Origin of the sequence: Streptomyces sp. NPDC090798 (genome assembly GCF_044768965.1) — a bacterium.
Taxonomy (GTDB): Bacteria; Actinomycetota; Actinomycetes; order Streptomycetales; family Streptomycetaceae; genus Streptomyces.
In genome coordinates, this window is record NZ_JBIVXA010000012.1 from 21,712 (window position 1) to 43,642 (window position 21,931).

A 21,931-nucleotide genomic window follows, 5' to 3' on the forward strand; every position below is an offset into this window, starting at 1 on the left:
GCTGCGGATCCGGTGTTATCAGATGTGATGGCGACCCGGACTCCTTCGTGAGTGTGGTGCCTGTCTCCGGCGCCGCACCACGGTCGCCGGAGGCCACTGCGGCGACAGCCCCGCCGCAGACGAGGAATGCGACTACGACGCTCGCCGTCACCATTCTTCGTCGGCGCGACATGGTGCCCCATGGCGTCTTCATCGGATCAGCTCCTTCGTGAGTGGAGGGACACGGGGATACCGACCCTCATCCGCCCCGGTCCGACCGGGATCGAGTACAGGGCAACCCTCGCTCCCGGCCAACGAGAAACGTCGGACGCCCGGCGCCACCGAGTGGGCAGGACCCTGACCTGCGTGTGAGAATTGGGTACTGGATCACAGTTCGGTGTCCGAGGCCCGCACGTCGCTGCATGGGGGAGCGGGCGCATCACCTGACGTCTCCTCCCGCTGATCCCATCGACACGCTGGGAGGCTCTCTGTGAGCGAACGTCTCAATGCGTGGCCGACGCTGGTCTATGAGGACCTGGCGCCCATGGTGGACTACGTGAACCGGGTGGTACAGGTCGCAGGCAAGTACACCCTCGACGAGCCCTTCGAAGTCGGCTGGGGAAACACCGTCCTCGATGTCACCCCCCGGGGGCTCAGAACGCCAACCCTTCGGCAGCGAGGCGTGACCTTCACAGTGCACTACAGCTTGCTCGACGGTGGTGTGGTCATCGAGGCCGACAACGGCTCGCGGACGGTGCCGTTGTCCAAGGGATCAGTCGCCATGTTCTATGCGTCCTTCTGCGATGCGGCAGACGAGCTCGGCATACACCGACCGCGCAGCTCGTTGATCTGCGAGATTCCGGATGCCCCGCCGCGCTTCGAGGACGATCACGTCGAACGCACCTGGGATGGCCGCGCGGCCCGGCTGATCTGGACAGCGTTGAACCTCGCCGCTGACGGGCTCGAGGCGTGGCAGGCCCCCTTCCTGGGACACCGTCCCCGGGTCGGTGTGATGTGGGGCGGCTTCGACCTGTCCGCCACGCGTTACCGGGCGCAGCCCACCGTGCCGACGCCCCACCAGCCGCCGTTCATGCAGAACGCCCAGCTCGACGCGTACGTGTCGGTGGGATTCTCCTTCGGGGATGCCAAGGCGCCGAACGCCGGCATGTACGCGTACATCTGGCCCCAGCCGGACGGTCTCGGGGGCCGGTCCTGGGGTGTTGAGGGCGCCGCCTGGCATCCCGATGCCGGTCTGGTTCGTCTGCCGTGGGCCAAGCTCAGGGAGACAGCGGACCCGCACCAGGCCATTGTGGCGTTCGGTGACGCCGTCTACGATGCCGCCGTTGAGACGGCCGGCTGGCCGTCCAACCTCGTCGGACCCCGCGTCGAGGGTTGGTACATGAGCAGGACACCGCCCGCGCTCGTCCAGCACCAGCACGGCTGACTCAGAGAGCCCGGCGGTAGGTGTGGCGAATGGCCGTGTGACGACCCGGAGGCAAGACAGGCACGAGCCTGGGTGATCATGGAGTTCTTGACGCTCAGTGATCACCGGAGGGCTCGTGCCTGTCCTGCCATCATGCCTGCTCGAACCCCTGTGGGACCAGTTCGCAGCGCTGCTGCCCGAGCATGTCGATACCCATCCGCTCGGCTGCCACAACCCGCGCATCCCGGACCGGATTGTCTTCGAGCGCGTCATCGCCGCCCTGGTGCACGGCTCCGGATACGAGCGGATCGCCAACCGCCAGTGCTCCGACCGCACCATCCGACGCCCCGTCAAGTACTGGTCACAGCTGGGCATGGCCGAGCAGGTCCACGGGCTGGCCGTGCAGGCGTACGACCGCATGATCGGCCACCAACTCCGTGAGCTGTCCGTCGACGGGTGCATCACCAAGGCTCCCTGCGGCGGCGAGAGAGCCGGACGCTCCCCGGTCGACCGGGGCAAGCAGGGCCTGAAGCGCTCAGTGGCTACCGAAGCCCGCGGCGTCCCGATCGGTCTCGTCTCGGCCGGGGCCAACCGTCATGACTCCCCGCTGCTCGTGCCGACCCTGGAGGCCGCGAAGAAGCAGATCGGTGTGTTTCCCGAGCAGGTCAACGTCAACTTGGACCGGGGCTATGACAGTGACAAGACCCGAGCCGCGCTCGAGGAACTGGGCTTCACCGGCGAGATCGCCCGCAAGGGCGTGCCCGCACCGATCCAGGCCGGCAAGAGGTGGGTCGTGGAGCGGAGCCACGCATGGATGAACGGCTTCGGCAAGCTCCGCCGCTGCACCGAGAAGCGCCAGTGCGCTGTGGACTTCTACCTCTACCTGTCCGCCGCAATCGTCACGCTCCGCATGCTCATCCGCCGCGCGACCCCGCTCTACCGCTGGGACGGACGGCCCACCACCAAGAGGCTCAAGTGACGCCTGCTGACGGGCGTCCGTCTGCGTCGGGCGGACAAGCACTGCCGCACGCCTGGGGAAGGCGCGCTGCTCAACGAGGGCAGGGCCGGCCCGCGCTCCTGGCTGTGGAGGCTGTGGTGATGATGGCGTCGAGCCGGTCCCGGGTTTTCACCAGGGTGCTGACCTGCGTATCGATGCGGTCCCGCTCGGCCGACAGCCGGTCGAGCAGCGCGGGGGTCACGTCACCGGTCTCGACGCACGGCAGCAGTTCCAGGATCGCCCTGCTCGGCAGCCCTGCGGAGTACAGCTGCTGAATCAGCTGGACGCGGTCGACCGCGCTGTCCGGGTACTGCCGCTGGCCGCTGGGGCTGCGCGCCGAGGCCAGCAAGTCCTGCTCTTCGTAGTAGCGCAGTGCCCGCACGCTCACGCCCACCCTTGAGGCCAGCTCACCGATGCGCATCAACGCCCCCTTTGTGACCTGGATCATATTCCTTGCCTCTGACGTCAACGTCAGGTTCTAGCGTAGCCCGTGAACAGCCCGGACAGGAATCACCTCACCACTGCCAGGAGACTCCCCATGAAGATCACCGGTTCCGTCGCCCTCGTCACCGGCGCCAACCGCGGCATCGGCAGGCACTTCGCCCAACAGCTCCTGCACCGGGGCGCCACCAAGGTCTACGCGACCGCGCGCACCCCCCACCTCGTCGACCTCCCCGGTGTGGAGGTACTGCGGCTCGACATCACCGATCCGGCTTCGGTCGCCGCCGCGGCGGGCGCGGCCTCGGACGTCACCCTCTTGATCAACAATGCCGGCGTCTTCACCCAGCAGAACCTCGTCACCGGGGACCCCGAGAAGATCCGGCTGGAGATGGACACCAACTATTTCGGCACCCTCAACGTGGTCCGGGCGTTCACTCCCGTCCTGGCCGCCAACGGCGGTGGGGCCATCGTCAACGTCCTGTCGGCGATGTCCTGGCTCGCCTACGACGGGGCCAACGCGTACAGCGCGTCGAAGGCGGCGGCGTGGAGCCTCACCAACGGCATACGCCTCGAACTCGCGGGCCAGGGAACCGCGGTGACGGGCCTGCACCTGGCCAGCACCGACACCGACATGATGGCCGGGTGGGACGTGGAGAAGAACGACCCCGCCGATGTCGTGCGCGCCGCCCTCGACGGTATCGAGGCCGGGAAGATGGAGATCCTCGCCGACAACAACTGCGTCCAGCTCAAGGCTGCCCTGTCCGCCGACCCGAGCGTGCTCTATCCGCAGACGGTTCCCGCCGCCTAACCCTTCGGCAGCCGCCCGCCCGGCCAGGCTTCAGCCGACGTTCGAGGATCTAGGGATCAGCCGGGCGCGGCCATGCGTACTCGTCACGCTTCGCACGCGCGTCCGCCGCGCTACCGCTGGGACACCTACCCACCACCAGAAGACTCTAGTGACGCCTACCGCCGGGCTCTCGCAGGTCAAGATTCCTGACTCGGAAGACTGGGAGCCTGTTTCAGCAACGGGCAACCCGCCCGCGTCTCGTGATCTTTCGTACGGGATGATCTCGGTATGTGTGGTGAGGATGGGCTGTTCGTGGTCGAGCCGGTCGAGGCGAAACGGCGGCAGGACCGTCCGGCGGCGGTGGACAAGACCTTCCGGGCGTTCGACCCGCATCAGGTACTGCTGCTGCCACCATCGCTGGACGACTGGCTGCCCGAGGACCACCTCGCCCGGTTCGTCACGGACCTGGTCGACGAGGTTCTCCTCCGCGTACGGACCCGGCGATGCTCCGCGTTGTCGGCTTCCTGGCCGGCCAGGAGGGCCCGGCCGGGTCGTTTGCGGTGCGGGACGACGAGGCCGGTGTTGATGTAGGCGCCGTCGCCGAGCACGGTGACGCCCTGGCACTGCTGCGGCAGGCCGGAGTCGCGCCATACGTGGGCGTCGGCCCTGTTGCCCGGGGCCGGGCGAGCGGTGGCTACGACCAGGCGGGTGTCGGCGTCGATGATGACCTGCACGTTCGCGGGGAACCGGTAGTTGCGGCTCGCGGCGCTGACCTTGCGGTCGCGGACTGGGACCAGCGTGCCGTCCACGATCCGCACGTCGGTCCGCGGCATCGACGGGCCGTGCGGCGGGCTCGAGTGCCAGGAGGGGCCGCAGCCGCTGGATGACCCTGCACACCGTGGCAGGCGAGACCCCGAAGAGCGGCGCGAGCTGCCGCATGGTGAGGTTCGTGCGGTAGTGGACAGCCACCAGCAGCACCCGGTCGGCAAGCGGCAGACACCACGGCCTCCCGATACGCGGCCCGCCGCCACCCCTCTCCCGCACCACCTTCAACAACCGCTCGAACTGCTTCATCGGCAGCCCCGTGAACGTCTCCACCCACAACGGATCAGCCGTCAACACCCCACGCATGAAAGGGAAATGTCCTGATCACGGCCTTCTGCAACATGCTTTAGACGAGTGGCCGCCTTGGTGGAGTCGAACGTGAGTCTTACTCCAGTTCCTCCGCCAACAGGTCCATCAGCAGCCCGTCGTGCCAGCTGCCGTCCGGGCCGCGCTCGTACTGCCGCATGATGCCCACCGGGCGGAAGCCGACCTTGCGGTAGCACCGGATGGCAGCGGCATTGTCTGCGGCCGGGTCGATCACCAGTCGGCGGTATCCGTGATCATCGATCAGATGGCGTGCCAGGGCGCGGACGGCGTCAGTGCCAAGGCCGCGCCCGTGCACCGCCGGGTCGAGATAGATGTCGATGTTGGCATGCCGGTAGTCCGGCTCGTCCTCGGCTCCCCACTGGATAGCGCCGACCACCCTGCCGCCGTGCTCGACCGCGAAGGTCCGGGCCCCGGGATCTTCGAGGTCCTCGGTCACGGCGGCCGTCAGGTCGTCGCCGCCCCGCCAGCGCGTGTACACCTCAGGCGTGGTCCGGATCGCGGCCAGAGCCGGGATATCGCCCACCGTCGACGGCCGAAGCGTCACCAGGACTCCGCGCAGGACCGTCCGCATACCACTGATCATCCCCGACTTCGGATCCACTCGTCTAGGCCGAAGTCCATGCGGCGTCGACCCGGGACCTGGCCCGACCGAAAAATCGGCGGCAACCTTTTCGCCATCTGTGGCCACTGAGCAGTGCAAGCGACTCGCTCTTCGAACGGATGGACATGCAAGAAACACGCCAGGCCGCGCGGCACCGCAGGCGCAGACGCCGGCTGATGGTGGGAACTGCCACGGGGCTGGTCGTCACAGGTCTCCTCGTCTGCCTGGCCATGGCGATGCAGCCGGACCGCAAGGAAGATGCCGGGCGGGCTCCAGCCACGACCGTCGCCAACCTCCAGGAGACTGACCCACCGGCATTGCCCGAGAAGAAGAAGTCCCCCACACCTTCCCCGTCCAAAGTCTCCGCGTCCCCGTCGGCCGGGGCCAAGAAACCGAAGGCCTCCGCGTCCCCGTCGGGGACGCCGTCATCGACGTCACCGGGGAAGACGTTCACCACGTCCTCCTTGGCCGGACGGATCCGAGGCAAAGTCACCTACCCGGGAGTCGCCACCGTCTACAAGGCCGGGGTCGGGGACGGCGCCTGCTCGTATGGCCCGAGCGGCGACATGATGATCGCGGCGATGAACACCACCGACTACGAGACGTCCAAGGCCTGCGGGGCGTACATACTCGTTCGCGCGGCGGACGGTGCCTCCGTCACCGTCCGGATCACCAACGAATGCCCTCTGCCCTGTGCGCCGGGCCAACTCGACCTCAGCGAACAGGCCTTCGCCAAACTGGCCCCTGTCTCGACCGGCCGGATCGCCATCACCTGGAGCCTGGTGAGCCCCAGCTCGTCGGGCACGATCTCTATCCGCTACAAGAACGGATCCAGCCCCTACTGGTGCGGCGTCCAGGCCATCGGGCACCGCAACCCGCTCGCCCGGCTGGAGGTCAGCACCGGCGGCGGCTGGCGCCAACTGACCCGCACCGACTACAACTACTTCCTCTCTCCCGACGGCAGCGGATGCGGCAAGGCGATCAGGCTCACCGACATCTACGGAGAACAACTCACCATCAACGGCATCGCCTTGCGGCCGGACGTCGTGCAGTCGACGGGAGTCCAGTTCGCCCGGCACTGACTCCGCCGCCGACACCGGGCCTCTCCGAACGCAACGCTCGGAGGGACCCGGTGTCGGTGTGTCAGGCCGGTTGCCCGAACTGGATACCGCGACCGTTGGTGGCCAGGCACACGTGGCCGAGGCCCGGGGTCCCCGGTGATGGCCTCACCGATCCAACCCCACTGGTGCTGGTCGTCGTCGATGCGCAGCCAGGCCCGCTGTGCTTGGCGCTGGGCCACAGGGTCCCCGGAGCGTCCCGGTGCCGCGACCAGCTTGTACGCGGCGTCAGCCGGAGAAGGAGTCCGGTGGCCCGGGCCGCGACGCTCCGCGACTACGGCGTGCACTGCGTCGGCCTGACGTTCCTGGACACCCACGTCCCCGAGGAGCGGAAGTATGCACCCGGGCGCCATCAGGCGCGCTGCATGGTCGAGCGCGACGGCCGACGCTGCACACACGGCAAGTACTGCCGGGGGCTTTGCCTCACCCACTACCGTGCCTGGCGCACCAGCGGTAGCCCGGAGGTCGAGGTCTGGGCCCGCACCGGGCCAGTGCCGCTCACCGACACCCTGCCGGCGTGTGCGATCGCCCGATGCGAGCAAGAGCGGTCGGGACTGAAGACGCTTTGTTCGTACCACGTCGCCAAGCACCGGCGGGACGCACCGAACGAGCCCGTCGAGGAGTGGGCTCCGCGGCAGACACCATTCCTGCGCGCTCACCAGTTCTCGCTGATCCCGTTCCAGCCGGTGATGCGCTGGGAGATGCTCTACGCCCTCCAGCAGCGCGATGCACGCGGCGGAAAGATCGACCCGACTTTGGTCCGGATGCTCGCCGGCCTGCTGGGCAACCGGCCGCATCTGCTGGACGCTGATCGCAGCGAGCTTATGGCACTCGCGCACACGAAGACCTGCACCGGCGCGTCGGCACACATCAACGAGATCTACCGCGCGGTGCACGTCGGCCACGAAGAGATGTGCGGCATCAAGCCCACCGACAAGCTCGTCTGGCACCTGCCCTCCATCAAGGCACCGTCCCGGAAGTCCAAGACCGGACGGGCCCGGTCCACGCACGGCGAGCTGGACTTCACCGCCATCACCCAACCATGGCTTCGGGGTCTGACGCTGGAATGGGCCCGCAACATCGACCCCTCGCTGGAGGTCCTGCGCGACACCTTCAGGGTCGCCGTGCTCGTCTCCGGCGCCTTGAACCAGCGGCCTGGCGGCTCCATGGACCCGGCCCGGCTCACAGCCGCCGACATGGATGCCGCGGTGGACGCCATCCGCAGTGCCCGGCGCAAGGACGGCGAACTCTTCACGCGCAACAGTGCCCGCAGCATGGCGCACAAGTTGTTCGCCCTGCTCGACTTGGGCCGCCGGACGGGCCTGATGGCCGATGTTCCCACCGCCTTCCCCCGCCACCACCGGCGGCACAGCATTGGACACGACGACGAGGACGAGAACGGCAAGGCCATCCCGGAGCCGGTCATCGCCCAGCTCGACGCCCACCTGGAGACGCTCGGCGCAGGCATCCCCTACGGGCACCTCACCGAGGATGAAGTCCGGCACATGCTCCGCACCGCCTATGTGCTGCTTCGCGACACTGGTCGGCGCCCGCGCGAGATTTGCAGCCTGCGTTCCAAATGCCTGGAGCACTCCAGTGATGACTACGAGCTGATCTGGGACAACTACAAGAGCAAGCGTCACAGGCGCCGCCTGCCGATCACCAGGGAGACTGCCCAAGCAGTGCATGAGTGGCTGCCGGTTCGCAGCCGGCTGCGAACGCCGTCGGTCAGCGAGGGCTATCTCTTCCCGACGATCACCGGGGATCACATCGATCCCTACCTCAACCCCAGTTACCTCGCGGTATCTGCGGCGCTGGGTGGGCGCCATCCCGAAGCTCGACTCCAACACCACCGGCCCGGGTGGCAGTCCGCTGCCCTTCGACCGGACGCTCATCTACCCCTACGCGTTCCGGCACTCCTACGCCCAACGTCACGCCGACGCCGGCGTCCCGATCGACGTGCTCAGAGAGCTTATGGACCACCGGCAAATCAGCACGACCATGGGCTACTACAAGGTCTCGCTGAAGCGGAAACGCGCCGCAGTCTCCACGATGCGCCTGCACGTCATCGACCGCGCAGGCAACCCCGCCCCGATGAACTCCAACACCGGATACGAGGCCCGCTCCGTCGCGGTCCCGTTCGGCAACTCCATTGAGCCGTCGAACGTCAAGGCCGGGGGAACCGCCTGCCCGATCCGCTTCCAGTGTTCCGGCTGCGGCTTCTATGGCCCGGACCCGTCCTACCTCCCCACGATCGAGGAACACATCAACTCCCTTCGCGCCGACCGTGAGACCGCCCAGGCGATGGATGTCGACGGCTTCGTCATCCGCAACCTCACCGAGCAGATCGCCGCGTTCCAGCAGGTCATCGCCACCATGCAGAACGAGCTGGCCAGCCTGCCCGACGACGAACGGTCCGAGATCGAGGAAGCCAGCGCGGTCCTGCGGAAAGCCCGTGCAACCCACGGCCGCACGACGTTGCCGCTGACCGTCGTCAACTGGAGGCCGTCGTGAACCCTCACCCCGCGGCTTCGTCCGCCGGCGGTTCGGCCAGCCGAACACCGGCCCAGGTCCTGCGCGAGGCCCGCCGTCGCGACAGCCGCACGAAGCGCGCTCGCGTCCTGGATGCTGTCCAAGAGATGGCGCGCAACGGCGACCGCATTACCTTCGCCGGCGTCGCTCGCGCCGCCAACGTCTCAACGTGGCTCACCTACGCCGACGGAGTGCGCGAACACATCGAGTCCGCCATCCAACAGCAGCAGTCCAGGCGACCGCAGTCGGCCACGACGGCTCAGACCAGCCCCGCGGGCCTTCGCACCGACCTTGCACTCGCTCGCGAGGAGATCCGCCGGCTCCGCGCCGACCGCGACCAGCTGCAGCGAACCGTCCGCCGCCACCTAGGCCATCAACTCGACCAACTCGCGCCCGGGACCTTGCTACCCGCGTCCAGGAGCTCACCGAGGCCAACACTCGCCTCGAAGCGAACCTGCACGAAGTGACTGTCGCGAAGTCCCGCCTCGAGAGCCACATCACCGATCTGGAGGACGAGCTCGGCGCGGCACGGACCAGCCTCCGCCGAATGATCAAAAACCAGAGCAAAGGGGAAGCGTCCCGAACGTGACTCACATGCCTGGCAGCACTGACCTGCCGTTCCGGTCAGTCGGTGGTGAGCTGCTTCGGAACGCGGCCGGAGGCGCGCAGTTCCTACAGGTCAGGGACGCGGATGTCGACTTCGGCCCGCCGGTTTCTCAGGACCTGACCTTGGAGTGCACGCGGGTTTCTTGCCAGAACTAGTTTGTAATGCAAAGCTGATGGCATGACAGACGCATCAGTGCCCTCGCCGGGCACTCCCCGCGAAGTCCTCGCTGGCCTTGATGACTTGACCCGTCGGGTTCGCTCCGCGCAGCGTGGCGCGTGGTTTCCTCTTCTGCTGCTGGGTGTGCTCACGCTGGGCGGGATCCCGGTCGGCCGCTTCACCTTCAGAGTTGAGACCGTGCCCTGCCCGGCGACCGACCCTGCGGCAGGCAGCGGCTGCACCCTGGTCACGCAGGGCTCGCCGGTCTACTGGCCCATCGGACTCGCCCTCGCCTACGCCGCGACGGCGTTCTTCTACATTCGCCGCTCCCACAACCGCGGAGTCGGCACCCCGGTCCGGCCGTACATCCTCACCGGGATCGCGCTGGTCGCTCTGGTGACCGCCACCGAGCTCTGGAGCGTCCGCCACGTGATGCCACAGCCCGGCGAACAGCTCGACTTCTGGGGACTGCACCTCGACCCCACCTCCGGGGTGACGAGGTTCCTAGAGCGACTCACCGGGAACGCCACAGCCGTCGGGCTGCCGCTGATGGTGCTGTCCTGGGTGGAACGCAGCCGCATCCTGCTGCTGCTCACCGCGGTGTATCTGGCAATCGAGCTGGTGCCGCTCACCCCCGGCTGGGCGGGTATCCCTTTCACCTCGCCCTGGTCCGCCGTGCCCCGCTACGGCGTACCCGGCGTGCTGCTCCTACTCGGCGCGCTCGGTTTCGCTCTGGCCGAGCTGTCCCGTCAGCGCGACGCCTCATGACCGATCAGCCCGAGCAACACCCCGTCACCGGCCTGGACGACATCGTCCACCAGCGCGTCCGCCTCGGCATCCTCACCGTGGCCCACCAAGCGCGCCGAGTCGAGTTCGGCTTCCTGCGCACAGCCCTCGGCCTGACCGCCGGAAATCTCAGCCAGCACCTGGCCGTCCTGGAGAAGGCCGGACTGGTCGACATCGAAAAGGGCTATGAAGGCAAACGCGCCCGTACCTGGCTGTCCCTCACTCCGGCCGGCGACCGCGCCCTGCAGGACGAGGTCACCCAGCTCAAGCGACTCATCCACCAGATCGAGCAAGGCAGCTCAGCCCAGGAGTCCTGACCTGGACTCCTGTAAACCATGGGAGCCGTGAGCGACTCCCGCCGACGTCCAGCGAACCGAACACCATCCAACAAACCTGGGGAGGACACGTGACCAACACACCGGTCATCAAGACGGACCTGACGCGCCGCCGCATGCTCGCAACCGCACTGGCCGCGGGGGTCGGGGCCGCCGTGCCGATCAGCACAGCGCGCCAGGCGTGGGCGGCTCCCACCGCCCCCGCTCCAGTGCAACTCACGCTGCCCAGGCCCACCGGGCCGCACCCGGTGGGCACGGTGACGCTCCACCTCGTCGACACCTCACGTCCGGATCCTGTGACAGGCCCCGGGCATCACCGCGAGTTGATGGCCAGCGTCTGGTACCCCGCTTGCAAGACGAAGGACCTGCCGCGTGCTCCCTGGATGACCCAGGGTGCGCTGCGGGCGTTTCTGGCGGACGTCGGCTTCCCCCTCGATCCCGCCCTCGGCCCACTCACCGCCGCACACGTGGGCGCACCCGTGCACCAAGCGGGCCACCGTCTGCCCGTCCTCGTGTACTCACATGGCTCGGGCAGCCATCGCGGCGACCACACCATCATGGTCCAGGAACTCGCCAGCCACGGCTACGCCGTGGTCACCGTCGACCACACGTACGACGCGTACAGCGAGTTCCCCGACGGCCGACTCACCGTTCCGGCAGAGGTTCCGCCGTTCCTGGGGCCCCGGGACTTCGCCACGGACATCCGGTTCGTGCTCGACGTCGTCGAGGGCCTTGCCGAAGGGCACAACCCCGACGTCGACGACAGGCCACTGCCCCAGGGACTGCTCGGCGCCCTCGACCCGAGGTGCATCGGCGCGTTCGGCTGGTCGAAGGGTGGCACCGCCACCGCACTCACCATGCTCGCCGACCAGCGCGTTGGCGCTGGGCTCAGCGTCGACGGTCCGATGCAGCCGACCATCACCACCGACCTGGACCGGCCGTTCATGATGATGACCGCTTCGTTTACCCGGGCCGCCATGCCGGACGTCGCCGAGTTCTGGACACACCTTCGCGGTTGGCGGCTGAACATCCAGGCCGACGGGGCCATCCACAAGACGTACGGCGACGACGCGACACTGATCCCGCAAGCGGGCAAGATCCTCGGTATGACCACGCAGCAGATCCAGGACATGATCGGCACTCTCGACCCGGCCCAGGCGGTACGGATCCAACAGGCATACCCGCTCGCGTTCTTCGATCTGCACCTGCGGCACCGCCGGACGCATGAGCTCGACGGCCCGAGCATGGCCTTCCCAGAGGTGAAGTTCGTGCCGTGAAGCGTCGAACCGGGCGCTGCGCGCTCCGACCAGGACCGCCAGGAATGCGCACATCCCTGCTCAGCCTCGCCGAACTCGCGGCATCCGAAGGAGTCTCGGACCTTCCAGGCGTGCTCGGGTTCTGCTTTCGCATCTCGTACCCGGACCACTCGGCCAAGTCGATGCCCAACTGATCGGCCGCGAACCGCACCACCACACTCGACGCCACCGTCGCCGGTCCGATGTCCCTGTCCCAGATCGCCGACCCCACCCAGGGCAGTATGGTCGGCGACTACCTCTCCACGTCCGTCATCGCCGGTAAGGCCGTCTCCGTCTTCGCCGTCGGCAAGGCCCCCACCAACGGCCAAGCCTTCGACGAAGTCCTCTACACGGCGGGCCCCCTCACCGTCACCGGTGGCAGCCTCGCCGCCACCACCCACGGCGCCGCCACCGTGTCCGCACCTCGCGGGTCGGTACGGTCCGGGCCGCTGCCGACCCGCCGCTGACCTCGGCGGACGCAGCCCCCTAAGGTGCGCCTCGGCATACGCCGGGGCGCACCGGTTCGTCCACGAAGCCCTGCGGGCGATCCGATCGGCGCCGACGGGGCATGCTGGTATCAGTACGAGAGGGCCGGGAGGTTCTGGCATGCGATGGTGGGCCACAGCGTGGATGGTCGCCGGGGTGTTCGTCCTGGCGGCCTGCAGCTCTTCGGCGGCCGGCCGATCTGCGGGAGCGCCGTCCGGGAGCCGTCCGGCGGGGCCGTCGGCCAGTACGCCGACGCCCCCCTCGGCGCCCGCTTCCACGGTGCCCTCCTCGATCAGACCCGCCAGCCCGGGCGGACCGAGCCCGTCAGCGTCGGCCACCACGCCCTCCCCTTCGGCGGCCGGCTGTGCCGCCGGGCGCACGTCGGTCACCGTCAGCCCCGGTGACGCGGTCACACGGCGGTTGTGCGTGCGGCCCGGGACGGTGGTGTCCCTCGTCCTGCCGCCTCGCACCGACGACAAGCGGTGGACGGCCGTACAGAGTTCCGCGCCCGTCTTCGTCCTCGCATCCGGATGGCAGCTGGACACGGGCGGCACCGCCCACGCCTCGTTGCGGTGCGCAGGCACCCGGGGCGGTACGTCCGACGTCACCGCGCTGGCGAAGGCACCGGACGTGGCGGGCGCGCCACGCGTCGCCTTCACGCTCCACGTGACTGTGGTGCCGTACACGACGCAGGGGTGACCCCGAAAGCCGGGATCACCCCTCCACATCACTGTCGGCCACGCATACGCGTCAGCCGCAGTCGCGCACCTTGATGCTGTAGATGCCGCGGCCATGGGTGGCCGCGTACAGCGTCTTGCCGTCGGGGCTCAGCTTCAGCTGGAGCACGGCGACAGCCGGGAGCTTGCCGACGCGCTGCCACGTCGTACGGCCCGGCGCGCGGTAGACGACGCCGAGGTCGGTGCCGACGGCGAGGCCGCCGTTCGCCGTGACGATCGCTGAGTTGGTCGGCACGTCGGGGAGGTTCTTCGAAATGTCCTTCCAGGTGGTGCCGCCGTCGGTGGACTCGAAGACGTGGCCGACGCCGGCCCCGGGGCCTTCGGTCCAGTGCCGGGAGAAGCCGTTCACCGCGAGGTAGACGTGGTCGGCGTTCTTGGGGTCGATGGCGAAGCCGCTGAGGTAGCGGTTGGGCACGATGCCGTCCGCGCCGGTGGCCGGGAGAGTGATGTCGTGCCAGCCGGTGCCGTTCGCGTTGCCGACGGAGATGCCACGGGCGAAGCCCTGGTTGTTGCAGGGGCCGCACCAGGCCGCATACACCTTGCCGCCCGAGGCCGCCACGGCGGTCGCGGTGCGGCCGGCGCCGAGGTCGTACACGCTGGTCCACTCCGAACCACTGCGGATGGCGTAGCCGTGGGTCTGCACCCAGATATGGCGGCCACCCGCGATCCAGGTCGAGCTGTCCTTCGCGTCGGCCGTGATCGGGGCGATGAAGCGGGCCTCACTGGTTGCGTTGTCGGCCGGGGCGACGTTATACGACGTGACCTTGCTGGAGTCGGTGACCCAACTACCGTCGTTTACGGCGCAGTTCTGGGTCACCTGGATGGCTAGGTAGACGTACTCCTCGGCGATGTTGCAGCCGTTGGCCGGGTCGGTGAGCGTGTCGCCGCCGTCGCCGCCGAAGTTGGAGCCCATAACCGTGTCATTGCTGCGCAGGACGGACTGGCCGTTGTCCTGGAGACCGCCGGTGACGGAGACCCCGCCGTAGGTCAGGTCCTTGCCGACGCCCACCGAGTAGTACTGAAGGGTGTCGATGGTGCCGTCGTTGAGCGAGGTCCAGTCGGTGGCGTGGCCGGAGGCGTCCTGGGAGCCGCCCACCGGACGCTTGTAGGCGCCGCCGTCGTTGCCGACGTACACGAAGCTCTTGCCGTGGTAGCTGCCGATCGCGACGCCGTGCTGGTCGGAGTGGGTGGTCTGGTTGCAGTCGCCCGTCTGCTTGGTCGGGTCGATGCTCCAGCAGGAGAAGCCGAAGTTCCAGTACGGACCGACGGTCGACCAGGTGCTGCCGCCGTCCTTGGACTCGTAGACCTCCTCAAGGCCCGCGTACACATGCTGCGGGTCGGCTGGGTCGACGGTCAGGAACTGGTTGTACCAGGACTGGACGCCCGGCATGTAACCACTGGAGGTCAGCGCCGATCCGTCGGCGGCCAACTGCTTGTAGTCGGCGACCTTCGTCCAGGGCCCAAACGGCGAACCGGCACTGTAGATGCCCTCCAGGCCGCTGTCGGGGTTGGCGGCCATCTGCGCGGGCGACTCGTCGATGGCGTAGTAGCGCGAGCCGTCGGCCGAGCGGGCGAAGGTGACCGTGCCGACGTTGGCCGCGTCGGTCGGCAGGGCGCCGAAGCCGCTGGTGATCCGCGTCCAGGTGCCGTTCACCTTGGTGTAGAAGCCGTTGTAGTCGTCACCGCTGCGCCAGCCGACCGCCAGGACCACCTTGGACGGGTCCTTGGGGTCAATGGCGATGTCGTTGGTGATGTTCTTGTACGCGGCGCTGTCGTCGGTCGCCTTGGAACCGCCGGGCAGGTAGTCGGGGTTGGGCGCGAACTCCAGCTTCCAGGCGCCGCCGAGTGTCTTGGTGGAGTGGCTCCACACGCCCTCGCTCGTCGCCGCCCACACCTTGCCGCCGCCGAAGCGCAGCTGGTGGATGGTGGTGCTCTCCAGTTCGTCGCCGCCGACCCGGCTGCGCGCGGAGAACGTGCCGTGGTGCGGGTCGGACAGGACGTAGACGCCGCTGCCGAGGTAGGCGTCGGCGTTGGTGTTCGCCTCGCCTGTGCCCAGCCACAGCCGCCCGGCCCCGTCCAGCGCGAGCGCACCGGTGGACTGCGAGGACAGCCGGTCGCTGATGGGCTGCCAGTGGCCCCCGCCGGTGCGCGAGCGCCACACCCCGCCGCCGGCACTGCCCGCGTACACGTACCCGTCGTCACCGGCGGCCATCGCCGCCATACGGCCGGTGACGTTGCCCGAGCCGCCGCTGGAGTTGGAGTCGTAGTCGCGGTAGCGCGCATCGTCGGAGTTGTAGGGCAGGTCGGTGACGTTCCGCCAACTTCCGCCGCTGCTGGGCAGGTTGGTCAGGCTACTCCAGGCGGCGCCGTACGCGCCCGGCGCGACGACGCCCGGTGAGGTGCGGGCCTCGGCGTACTGGTCCGCGCCCTCGGCGATCTCGTCCGCCTCGTTGCCGCCGCCGTCGTCTGCCTTCACCTTGGGGGTGATGGCGCCCACTGACTGCTCGCGTTCGGCGGCGAGTTGGGCGAGCGTACGGGCCCCGAAGGGGCTGCCGGCCCCGCCGGACGCGGCGCCTGCGGGTATCGCGACGAGCGCGGCGGATGCGGTGATGGCCCAGATTGTGAGCCATCGTCTCTTACGGGTTGATGCTGACACCGTGTCCTCCGAAGAACGGGTGATCATACAGCCGTCGCAGAGAACCCGACCACCGGCGGCAGGAGCCGTCCGGCACTTGGACAAGTCTTTGACCAGAACCTGTCACTGTCGGGCGGTGTGAGGTCGCCGACGAGGAGTTCGTCAGGGATTCCGGGGTCAGAGGGCCTCGGTCTGCGACCGGGTGACGGCCGGCAATGCGCCGGCGAGGGCGAGCGCGATGCTGCCGGAGAGCAGCAGTGGGAGCTGGCCGTCGGCGCCCCAGGCGAGTCCGGCCCACAGGCCCGCGACGAGGACGGCGGCGCCGGTGGCGCCCTGGTAGAGGCCCTGCGCGGTGCCCTGCTGGTGGTCGGGGACGAGCGTGGAGATCCATGCCTTGCCCACACCGTCGGTGCAGGCGGCGAAACCGCCGTAGAGCGGCAGCACCACGAACACCGCCCATGGAGCGTGGATGAGGCCGAGGCCGAGGTAGCCGATCGCGAAGAAGACCAGTCCGGCGGCGAAGACCAGCGGGCGGGGCAACCGGTCGGACAGCGCCCCGGCGGGGTAGGAGAGGGCGGCGTAGGCGAGGTTGTAGACCGCGTACGCGCCCACCACCCCAGCCGTGGACAGGCCCAGGTCGTGAGCGTGCAACAGCAGCAGCGCGTCAGGGAAGTTGACCAGGTTGAAGGCGAGCAGCACCCCTAGGACGCGCCAGTACGGGCGGGGCAGGGACCGCCACGGTGTCCGGACGGCCTTCGTCGGTGTGCCGTCGGCCGTCCTGCGGGGGCGAGGGTCGCGGACGGCGGCGACCAGGGCGACCGACGCGACGGCGGGGATCACGGCGATCCAGAAAAGTGGGCGCAGCCGGTGGTCGAGCGCCTCGTAAAGGATCAGCCCCACGAGCGGGCCGACGACCGCGCCGGCAGTGTCGGCGGCCCGGTGCAGCCCGAACACCCTGCCGCGCTGCCCGTTCGGGACGCCCTCGACAAGCAGGGCGTCGCGGGGTGCGCCGCGCAGACCCTTGCCGAGCCGGTCGGTGACCCGGGCGATGAGGACCAGCGGCCAAGCGGTCGCGAGCGCGATGAGCAGCTTGCCGACCGCGGCCAGGCCGTATCCGGCACCGATCAGCGGACGACGGGCGAACCGGTCGGCCAGGCGTCCAGAAGCCACCTTGGTGATCGACGCGGCGCCCTCGGCCAGTCCCTCGATCGCGCCGACAGCGGCGGGCGGGGCGCCGAGCACCACGGTCAGGAAGATCGGCAGGATCGGGTAGAGCAGTTCACTGGCCGCGTCCTGGAGGAAGGACACCCCGCACAGCACCTTGACGTTGCGGGTGAGCCACGCGGGGCGCCGTGCTGCCGGTGGCGGTGAGGCGGGGGCGGGTTCGGTCATGGGTGCAGGATCTCCAGAAAACGGCCGATTGCCGAGGTGGCATCGGCCAGGGCGAGGGTCGTCACTGCGACCAGGGTCACCTTGGCCTACCTGCGCCACAAGGTGCATCGTGATCGCCACGAACTGAGCGCCCATGCAACCGCCCGCTCCCCGGCCAGCCACAGGCGGGTTACGGTGCGGTCCGCGGTCAGTGATGTGGAGGTGCGGTGGCTGCTGGTGTCGGTCTCGACGGCAGGGGCGGCGCCGTCGTTGCGGATGCAGGTGTGGCGCAAGCTGAAGGGGCTGGGCGCGCTGTATCTGCAGCAGTCGGCGAGCCTACTGCCCGACCGGTCCGAGGTGGCGCGGGTCCTGGCCGAAGTGAGCGAGCGGGTGCACGCCGACGGCGGACGCATGCGCGTCGTGCATGCGGAGCTCACCGACGAGGCCGAGCGGACCGCGTTCGCCGACGAGATGAGCACCGAGATCGACGCGGAGTACGCGGAGGTGCTGGAGCGACTGCCGTCGTTCTTCGCAGAGCTGGAGATGGAGACGTCGAGCGGGCGGGCGATCTTCGCGGAGGTGGAGGAGTCGGAGACGGACCTGGAACGGTTCCGGTCGTGGGTGGCGAAGATCGAGGCACGGGACTACTTCGGCGCCCCGCAGGGTGAGCGGGTGCGCGCCGAGCTGGCGCGGGCCGGTGAGGCGCTGGCCGCGTTCGAGGCCGCGGCCCTGGCCGGTGAAGATACCCACGGCACGAGGGCGTCCTCGTAAAGCCGTATCGAAAGCGCCGTTCAAAGCCCGGCCAGGAACAGCAGGCCGGAGACGACCAGTCCGGCCTCGATCAGTCGGACGAATACCTGGTCGCTGATCCGTCTCACGATGCGCCTGCCGGCCCAGGCACCGACCAGGGTGGCGGGCGTTCGGGCCACGCCGAGGAGCAGGACCCGGCGGGAGAGCGGGTCGCCGACGCCGTAGGCGGTGGTCTTGGTCAGGTGCAGGGTCAGGGCACTGGCGGCCTCGGTGCCGATGTAGGCGCCGTGGGTCAGCCCCTTGGCGAGGAAGAACGGTGCCGTCATCGGGCCGGCCGAACAGCAAGGCGGAGCCCAGGCCGGAGGCAGCTCCGACCGCGGCGGACCGCCGCCTGGGCGGGCTGGGCGAAGATCGTGCGAATGGTCGCCGCGACCATTTCGGCCGCGTCCTTGGGGATCACCGCGAAGACGTTCCGCAGGAAATGGACACGACAGCGTTGGTAGGCAGCGCCGAGCATGACCTTGCGGATCGCCTTGACCAGGCCGCTGTGGTGGTCGGCGATGACCAGGCGGACCCCGGACAGGCCGCGCTCACGCAGGGAGCGCAGGAACTCGGACCAGAACGCCTCGGTCTCGCTGTCGCCCATGAGCCCCAGGACCTCGCGGCCGCCGTCCTCGGTGATGCCGGTGGCGATGACCACGGCCTGGGAGACGATCTGGTGGTTCACCCGCGCCTTGCAGTAGGTCGCGTCCAGGTAGACGTAGGGGAAGCGGACATGGTCCAGCGGCCGGGTCCGGAAGGCGCACAGGGGCTCGTCGAGTTCGCCGCAGATCCGGGAGACCTCGCTCTCGGAGATCCCGGTGTCCGCGCCGAGGGCCTTGACCAGGTCGTCGCCGGCGCGGGTGGATACGCCGTGCACGTAGGCGTCACCCTGCGCGCAGAGAAGGATGCCGAACCCGAACCCGTCCGGCGTTCTTTGCCTTCCCGCATGTGGCAGTAGTTCGCCAGGACCCTGACTCGCAGCAGGGATGGTCTATGCCTGGCGAGCGGCGCCGCCGCTCGGTAGGCGGCTGGCGGTGAACTCCTGGCCGGCCGCAGCGCGCTGCTGGAATGTCATCGCGGTCTTCCTGAGATTCTTTCGGCCCTTGGTCGGTTGCTGGCTGTGTTGGGGCTGCGCAGCGGAGCGATTTTTTGAAGGGCGGCTGCGTTGCTGCGGACGCGTGCGGCCTGCGCGGGGCGGAGCTGGACGACTGCGTCGAGGCCGCCGTGGGGTGCGGCGTTCAGGGTGACTTCACCGCCACTGGCGCGGGTGAGCCGTTGGACCATGGACAGTCCTAGGCCGGTGCCGTCGTGGTGGGCGTCAGCGGCACGCCAGAACCGGTCGAAGGCGCGTTGCCGGTCGGTTTCAGTCATGCCGGGGCCCTCGTCTGTCACGTGCAGCTCGGCCATGGGCGGCGTACGGCCGTTGTCGGCCGGTGGGATGGCGGTCGCCAGGGTGATGGTGGTGCCGGGAGGGGACGCACGCAGGGCGTTGGAGAGCAGGTTGTCGATGATCTGTTCGAGTGCGCCCGGGACCGCCCACACTTGGCCGGCCTTTGTTCCGGCCACGGTGATGTCGACGCGCTGCTCGCCGGCGAACGCCGTCCAGATGGCCGCGCGGTCGGCAACAACGGTGTCGAGGTCGATGACTTCCGGTGTGATCGCCGAGTTCTCCAGCCGGGCGAGGGCGAGGAGTCCTTGGACCATGCGGCTGAGCCGCCCTACTTCGCCGATCGCTTCGTTGAGGCTGTGCTGTGCGCAGGGAGTGAGGTGGGGTTCGAAGTTCTCCAGGCGCAGGCGCAGTGCGGTCAGCGGGGTCTTCAGCTGGTGCGACGCTTCGGAGGCGAAGGCCCGCTGGGAGTGGAGCAGGTGCTGGAGCCGGGTTGCTGTGCGGGTGAAGGAGGCAGCCAGTCGGCGTAGTTCCGGCGGCCCGCGATCGGTGGCGGGAGGGTTGGTGAGGCGGCCGTCGGCGAGTTGGGCGGTGGCGCGTTCCAGGGCTCGGAGGGGGCGGGTGATGGAGCGGGCGAGCACGAAGCCGATCAGGGCGACCGCGGCCAGTACGCCCAGGCCGGTGACGGCGAGTGCCACCCAGGTGGCGTGCACCTTCTGGGTGAGTGGGGCAAGGGAGGAGAGCGTCCGCACGACGCAGGAAACAGTGTTGTCAGAGGTGCCGGGCACGGTGGCGAACAGGATGTCGCTGTCCGAGACCGGGTCGTCGCGGGTTCCGGTGGCGGTTCGGTTGTGCAGTGCGGTGGCGATGTCCGGCTCGGAGGAGATGTTCCGGCCGACAGTGTCGGTGTCGGTGTCGGTGAGGACCGTGCCGTTGTGGTCGGTGACGACCACGCTGCTACCGGTGCGCTGAGCGTAGTTGCGGGCAATCTCGGGCAGGTCCGATGCCCGTCCGTGCTCGAGTTTGTCCTCACACACCACGGCAAGGGTCACCGCACCCAGTTCCGCGGTGTTGGAAAAGCGGGTCAGCTCGCTGCGGGCGTAGATGAAGCCGAACGGCACTTCGAGGGCGAGCAGGACGAGCAGCATGAGGCTGAGGTGGCTGAGCAGGATCCGGCGGGTCATCGGACGCCTCCGCGGGTCCGGGGCGGCAGGGGGGAGGCAGCAATGGGGTTTGCGGGCGATACCAGGCGGAATCCGATGCCGCGGATGTTCTCGATCCAGGAGGGGTCGCCAAGTTTGCGGCGCAGGGCGGCAATGTGGACGTCCAGGGTCTTGGTGGGGCCGAAGTAGTTCGGTTCCCAGGCCGTGTCGAGGATCTGCTGGCGGGAGTAGACGGCTCCGGGATCCTCGGCAAGGCAGACGAGCAGATCGAACTCCTTGGGGGCCAGGGCAACCGGTGATTGGTGCAGATGGACCTGACGGGTGCGGCGGTCGACTGTCAGGGGGCCGATCCGCTGGGCGCCGGATGTACCGATCCGGTCCCGGATGCCGGAGGCTTCCGACGCCGCACCGTCCGCGTCGAGGGACGCGGCCTGGGTTCGACGGGTGACGGCGCGGATCCGTGCCACCAGTTCCCGGACCCCGAACGGCTTGGACAGGTAGTCGTCCGCGCCCAGTTCCAGGCCGAGCACCCGGTCGACCTCCGCGTCCCGGGCGGTGATCATGATGATGGGGACCGAGGAACGGGCGCGCAGTGCCCGGCAGACGTCGATGCCGTCCATGTCGGGCAGTCCCAGGTCCAGCAACACCATCCCCGGCTCCGGGGCGGACAGGCCCCCGGCACCGGTCCGCGCGTGTTCCACGGTGAACCCGAAGCGGTGCAGACCTTCCATCAACGGTTCGGCCACCCGGTCGTCGTCCTCGATCAGCAAGACATGCATGCTGTCAGGCTCGCAAGCGGCAGACGAATCGTGCGGCTCTGGCCGGAGCCTTCCTCCGAATCAGTGATCCTTTTCAGTCTCGTGGTGTGATGTTGACGCGGGCGAGAGCCGTCAACGCGCAACGTGAAATCAGCCGGTTGGCGCAGCCGTAGGCCCAGGATGTGCGGGGACATCCAGGGCGTTGCCAGCGCCTGGTGAGGAAATGGTTAAGAAATAGGATGTCGGGTGTGCTGGATCGTATGCGGATCCTGGGGCGGCAGGCTTAATGCTGTTGGATTAGTACGCCTTGACCGAGGGGCGCGCAGGGCTGCCTCGGGACAGGTCCACCCGCTCCATGGGATTTGAGGTTTCTGCAGGCGGGAGTGTGTTGAC

22 protein-coding genes and 3 pseudogenes are annotated in these 21,931 nt (G+C 68.7%); 16 read left to right on the forward strand and 9 right to left on the reverse strand.

Annotated elements, in window-relative coordinates; translation table 11 throughout:
* Positions 1–469: 469 nt before the first annotated feature.
* Both ACIQTP_RS25550 and ACIQTP_RS25555 read left to right on the forward strand, forming a co-directional pair.
* Positions 470–1,423, forward strand: coding sequence for a DUF5996 family protein (locus ACIQTP_RS25550; protein ID WP_403403497.1), 954 nt, complete (start codon positions 470–472; stop codon positions 1,421–1,423).
* Between the two features lie 115 nt (positions 1,424–1,538).
* On the forward strand, positions 1,539–2,381 hold the full coding sequence (locus ACIQTP_RS25555; RefSeq protein WP_403403500.1) for an IS5 family transposase: 843 nt from the start codon (positions 1,539–1,541) through the stop codon (positions 2,379–2,381).
* 70 nt (positions 2,382–2,451) lie between these two features.
* On the opposite strand, the gene ACIQTP_RS25560 is transcribed toward ACIQTP_RS25555, so the two are convergent.
* Positions 2,452–2,820 (reverse strand): MerR family transcriptional regulator, encoded by a 369-nt coding sequence (locus ACIQTP_RS25560; RefSeq protein WP_099946741.1) that lies wholly within the window; start codon positions 2,818–2,820, stop codon positions 2,452–2,454.
* 117 nt (positions 2,821–2,937) lie between these two features.
* Between ACIQTP_RS25560 and ACIQTP_RS25565 the strand changes: the two genes are divergently transcribed.
* Both ACIQTP_RS25565 and ACIQTP_RS25570 read left to right on the forward strand, forming a co-directional pair.
* Positions 2,938–3,648 carry an SDR family oxidoreductase gene (locus ACIQTP_RS25565; protein ID WP_403403503.1) on the forward strand — a complete coding sequence of 237 codons (711 nt, stop codon included), beginning with the start codon at positions 2,938–2,940 and terminating at the stop codon, positions 3,646–3,648.
* 285 nt (positions 3,649–3,933) lie between these two features.
* A pseudogene (locus ACIQTP_RS25570) lies at positions 3,934–4,110 on the forward strand (IS1182 family transposase); the annotation flags it as partial.
* 2 nt (positions 4,111–4,112) lie between these two features.
* Here the strand turns inward: ACIQTP_RS25570 and ACIQTP_RS25575 are convergent.
* Positions 4,113–4,758 (reverse strand): annotated as a pseudogene (locus ACIQTP_RS25575) (transposase family protein); the annotation flags it as partial.
* A gap of 79 nt (positions 4,759–4,837) precedes the next feature.
* Positions 4,838–5,350, reverse strand: coding sequence for a GNAT family N-acetyltransferase (locus ACIQTP_RS25580; protein WP_403403506.1), 513 nt, complete (start codon positions 5,348–5,350; stop codon positions 4,838–4,840).
* A 155-nt stretch (positions 5,351–5,505) separates the two neighbouring features.
* On the opposite strand from ACIQTP_RS25580, the gene ACIQTP_RS25585 reads away from it, so the two are divergent.
* The 11 genes from ACIQTP_RS25585 to ACIQTP_RS25635 all read left to right on the forward strand — a co-directional run bounded on the left by ACIQTP_RS25585 (position 5,506) and on the right by ACIQTP_RS25635 (position 13,394).
* Positions 5,506–6,462: an expansin EXLX1 family cellulose-binding protein gene (locus tag ACIQTP_RS25585; protein ID WP_403403509.1), complete on the forward strand. Its 957-nt coding sequence runs from the start codon at positions 5,506–5,508 to the stop codon at positions 6,460–6,462.
* Positions 6,463–6,746: 284 nt separating this feature from the next.
* The gene (locus ACIQTP_RS25590) at positions 6,747–8,654 is read left to right on the forward strand and encodes a hypothetical protein (RefSeq protein WP_403403511.1); all 1,908 of its coding nucleotides are present in this window, start codon (positions 6,747–6,749) and stop codon (positions 8,652–8,654) included.
* Entirely contained in the window at positions 8,593–9,012 is a 420-nt protein-coding gene (locus ACIQTP_RS25595; protein ID WP_403403514.1) for a hypothetical protein, read from the forward strand. Before ACIQTP_RS25590 ends, ACIQTP_RS25595 begins: the two co-directional genes overlap by 62 nt.
* 125 nt (positions 9,013–9,137) lie before the next feature.
* Positions 9,138–9,497, forward strand: a complete 360-nt coding sequence (locus tag ACIQTP_RS25600) for a hypothetical protein (RefSeq protein ID WP_403404126.1) — start codon at positions 9,138–9,140, stop codon at positions 9,495–9,497.
* Positions 9,498–9,877: 380 nt separating this feature from the next.
* Complete coding sequence (locus ACIQTP_RS25605; RefSeq protein WP_403403517.1) at positions 9,878–10,561, forward strand: hypothetical protein; 684 nt, start codon at positions 9,878–9,880, stop codon at positions 10,559–10,561.
* Positions 10,558–10,896: a winged helix-turn-helix domain-containing protein gene (locus tag ACIQTP_RS25610; RefSeq protein WP_403403520.1), complete on the forward strand. Its 339-nt coding sequence runs from the start codon at positions 10,558–10,560 to the stop codon at positions 10,894–10,896. The genes ACIQTP_RS25605 and ACIQTP_RS25610 overlap by 4 nt, the downstream gene beginning before the upstream one ends.
* A gap of 89 nt (positions 10,897–10,985) precedes the next feature.
* Positions 10,986–12,191 carry an alpha/beta hydrolase family protein gene (locus ACIQTP_RS25615; protein WP_403403523.1) on the forward strand — a complete coding sequence of 402 codons (1,206 nt, stop codon included), beginning with the start codon at positions 10,986–10,988 and terminating at the stop codon, positions 12,189–12,191.
* Positions 12,192–12,235: 44 nt separating this feature from the next.
* Positions 12,236–12,364: a hypothetical protein gene (locus ACIQTP_RS25620; protein ID WP_403403525.1), complete on the forward strand. Its 129-nt coding sequence runs from the start codon at positions 12,236–12,238 to the stop codon at positions 12,362–12,364.
* A 48-nt stretch (positions 12,365–12,412) separates the two neighbouring features.
* Positions 12,413–12,676, forward strand: coding sequence for a hypothetical protein (locus tag ACIQTP_RS25625; protein WP_403403528.1), 264 nt, complete (start codon positions 12,413–12,415; stop codon positions 12,674–12,676).
* A gap of 159 nt (positions 12,677–12,835) precedes the next feature.
* Entirely contained in the window at positions 12,836–13,099 is a 264-nt protein-coding gene (locus tag ACIQTP_RS25630) for a hypothetical protein (RefSeq protein WP_403403529.1), read from the forward strand.
* 22 nt (positions 13,100–13,121) lie between these two features.
* The gene (locus tag ACIQTP_RS25635; protein WP_403403532.1) at positions 13,122–13,394 is read left to right on the forward strand and encodes an acetyl-CoA synthetase; all 273 of its coding nucleotides are present in this window, start codon (positions 13,122–13,124) and stop codon (positions 13,392–13,394) included.
* Positions 13,395–13,445: 51 nt separating this feature from the next.
* Here the strand turns inward: ACIQTP_RS25635 and ACIQTP_RS25640 are convergent, their stop codons facing one another.
* Positions 13,446–16,088 carry a glycosyl hydrolase gene (locus tag ACIQTP_RS25640; protein ID WP_403403534.1) on the reverse strand — a complete coding sequence of 881 codons (2,643 nt, stop codon included), beginning with the start codon at positions 16,086–16,088 and terminating at the stop codon, positions 13,446–13,448.
* A gap of 156 nt (positions 16,089–16,244) precedes the next feature.
* Positions 16,245–17,459, reverse strand: coding sequence for an MFS transporter (locus tag ACIQTP_RS25645; RefSeq protein ID WP_403403536.1), 1,215 nt, complete (start codon positions 17,457–17,459; stop codon positions 16,245–16,247).
* A 174-nt stretch (positions 17,460–17,633) separates the two neighbouring features.
* Here ACIQTP_RS25645 and ACIQTP_RS25650 point away from each other — a divergent pair, with 174 nt between their 5' ends.
* A complete protein-coding gene (locus tag ACIQTP_RS25650; protein ID WP_403403539.1) occupies positions 17,634–18,209 on the forward strand; it encodes a Chromate resistance protein ChrB in 576 nt (191 codons plus the stop codon).
* 20 nt (positions 18,210–18,229) lie between these two features.
* On the opposite strand, the gene ACIQTP_RS25655 is transcribed toward ACIQTP_RS25650, so the two are convergent.
* The 4 genes and pseudogenes from ACIQTP_RS25655 to ACIQTP_RS25670 all read right to left on the reverse strand — a co-directional run bounded on the left by ACIQTP_RS25655 (position 18,230) and on the right by ACIQTP_RS25670 (position 21,559).
* A complete protein-coding gene (locus ACIQTP_RS25655) occupies positions 18,230–18,514 on the reverse strand; it encodes a hypothetical protein (protein ID WP_403403542.1) in 285 nt (94 codons plus the stop codon).
* Between the two features lie 53 nt (positions 18,515–18,567).
* Positions 18,568–19,170 (reverse strand): annotated as a pseudogene (locus ACIQTP_RS25660) (transposase); the annotation flags it as partial.
* Between the two features lie 131 nt (positions 19,171–19,301).
* A complete protein-coding gene (locus tag ACIQTP_RS25665) occupies positions 19,302–20,801 on the reverse strand; it encodes a sensor histidine kinase (RefSeq protein ID WP_403403544.1) in 1,500 nt (499 codons plus the stop codon).
* Positions 20,798–21,559, reverse strand: coding sequence for a response regulator transcription factor (locus ACIQTP_RS25670; protein ID WP_403403547.1), 762 nt, complete (start codon positions 21,557–21,559; stop codon positions 20,798–20,800). The genes ACIQTP_RS25665 and ACIQTP_RS25670 overlap by 4 nt, the downstream gene beginning before the upstream one ends.
* Positions 21,560–21,931 lie beyond the last annotated feature (372 nt).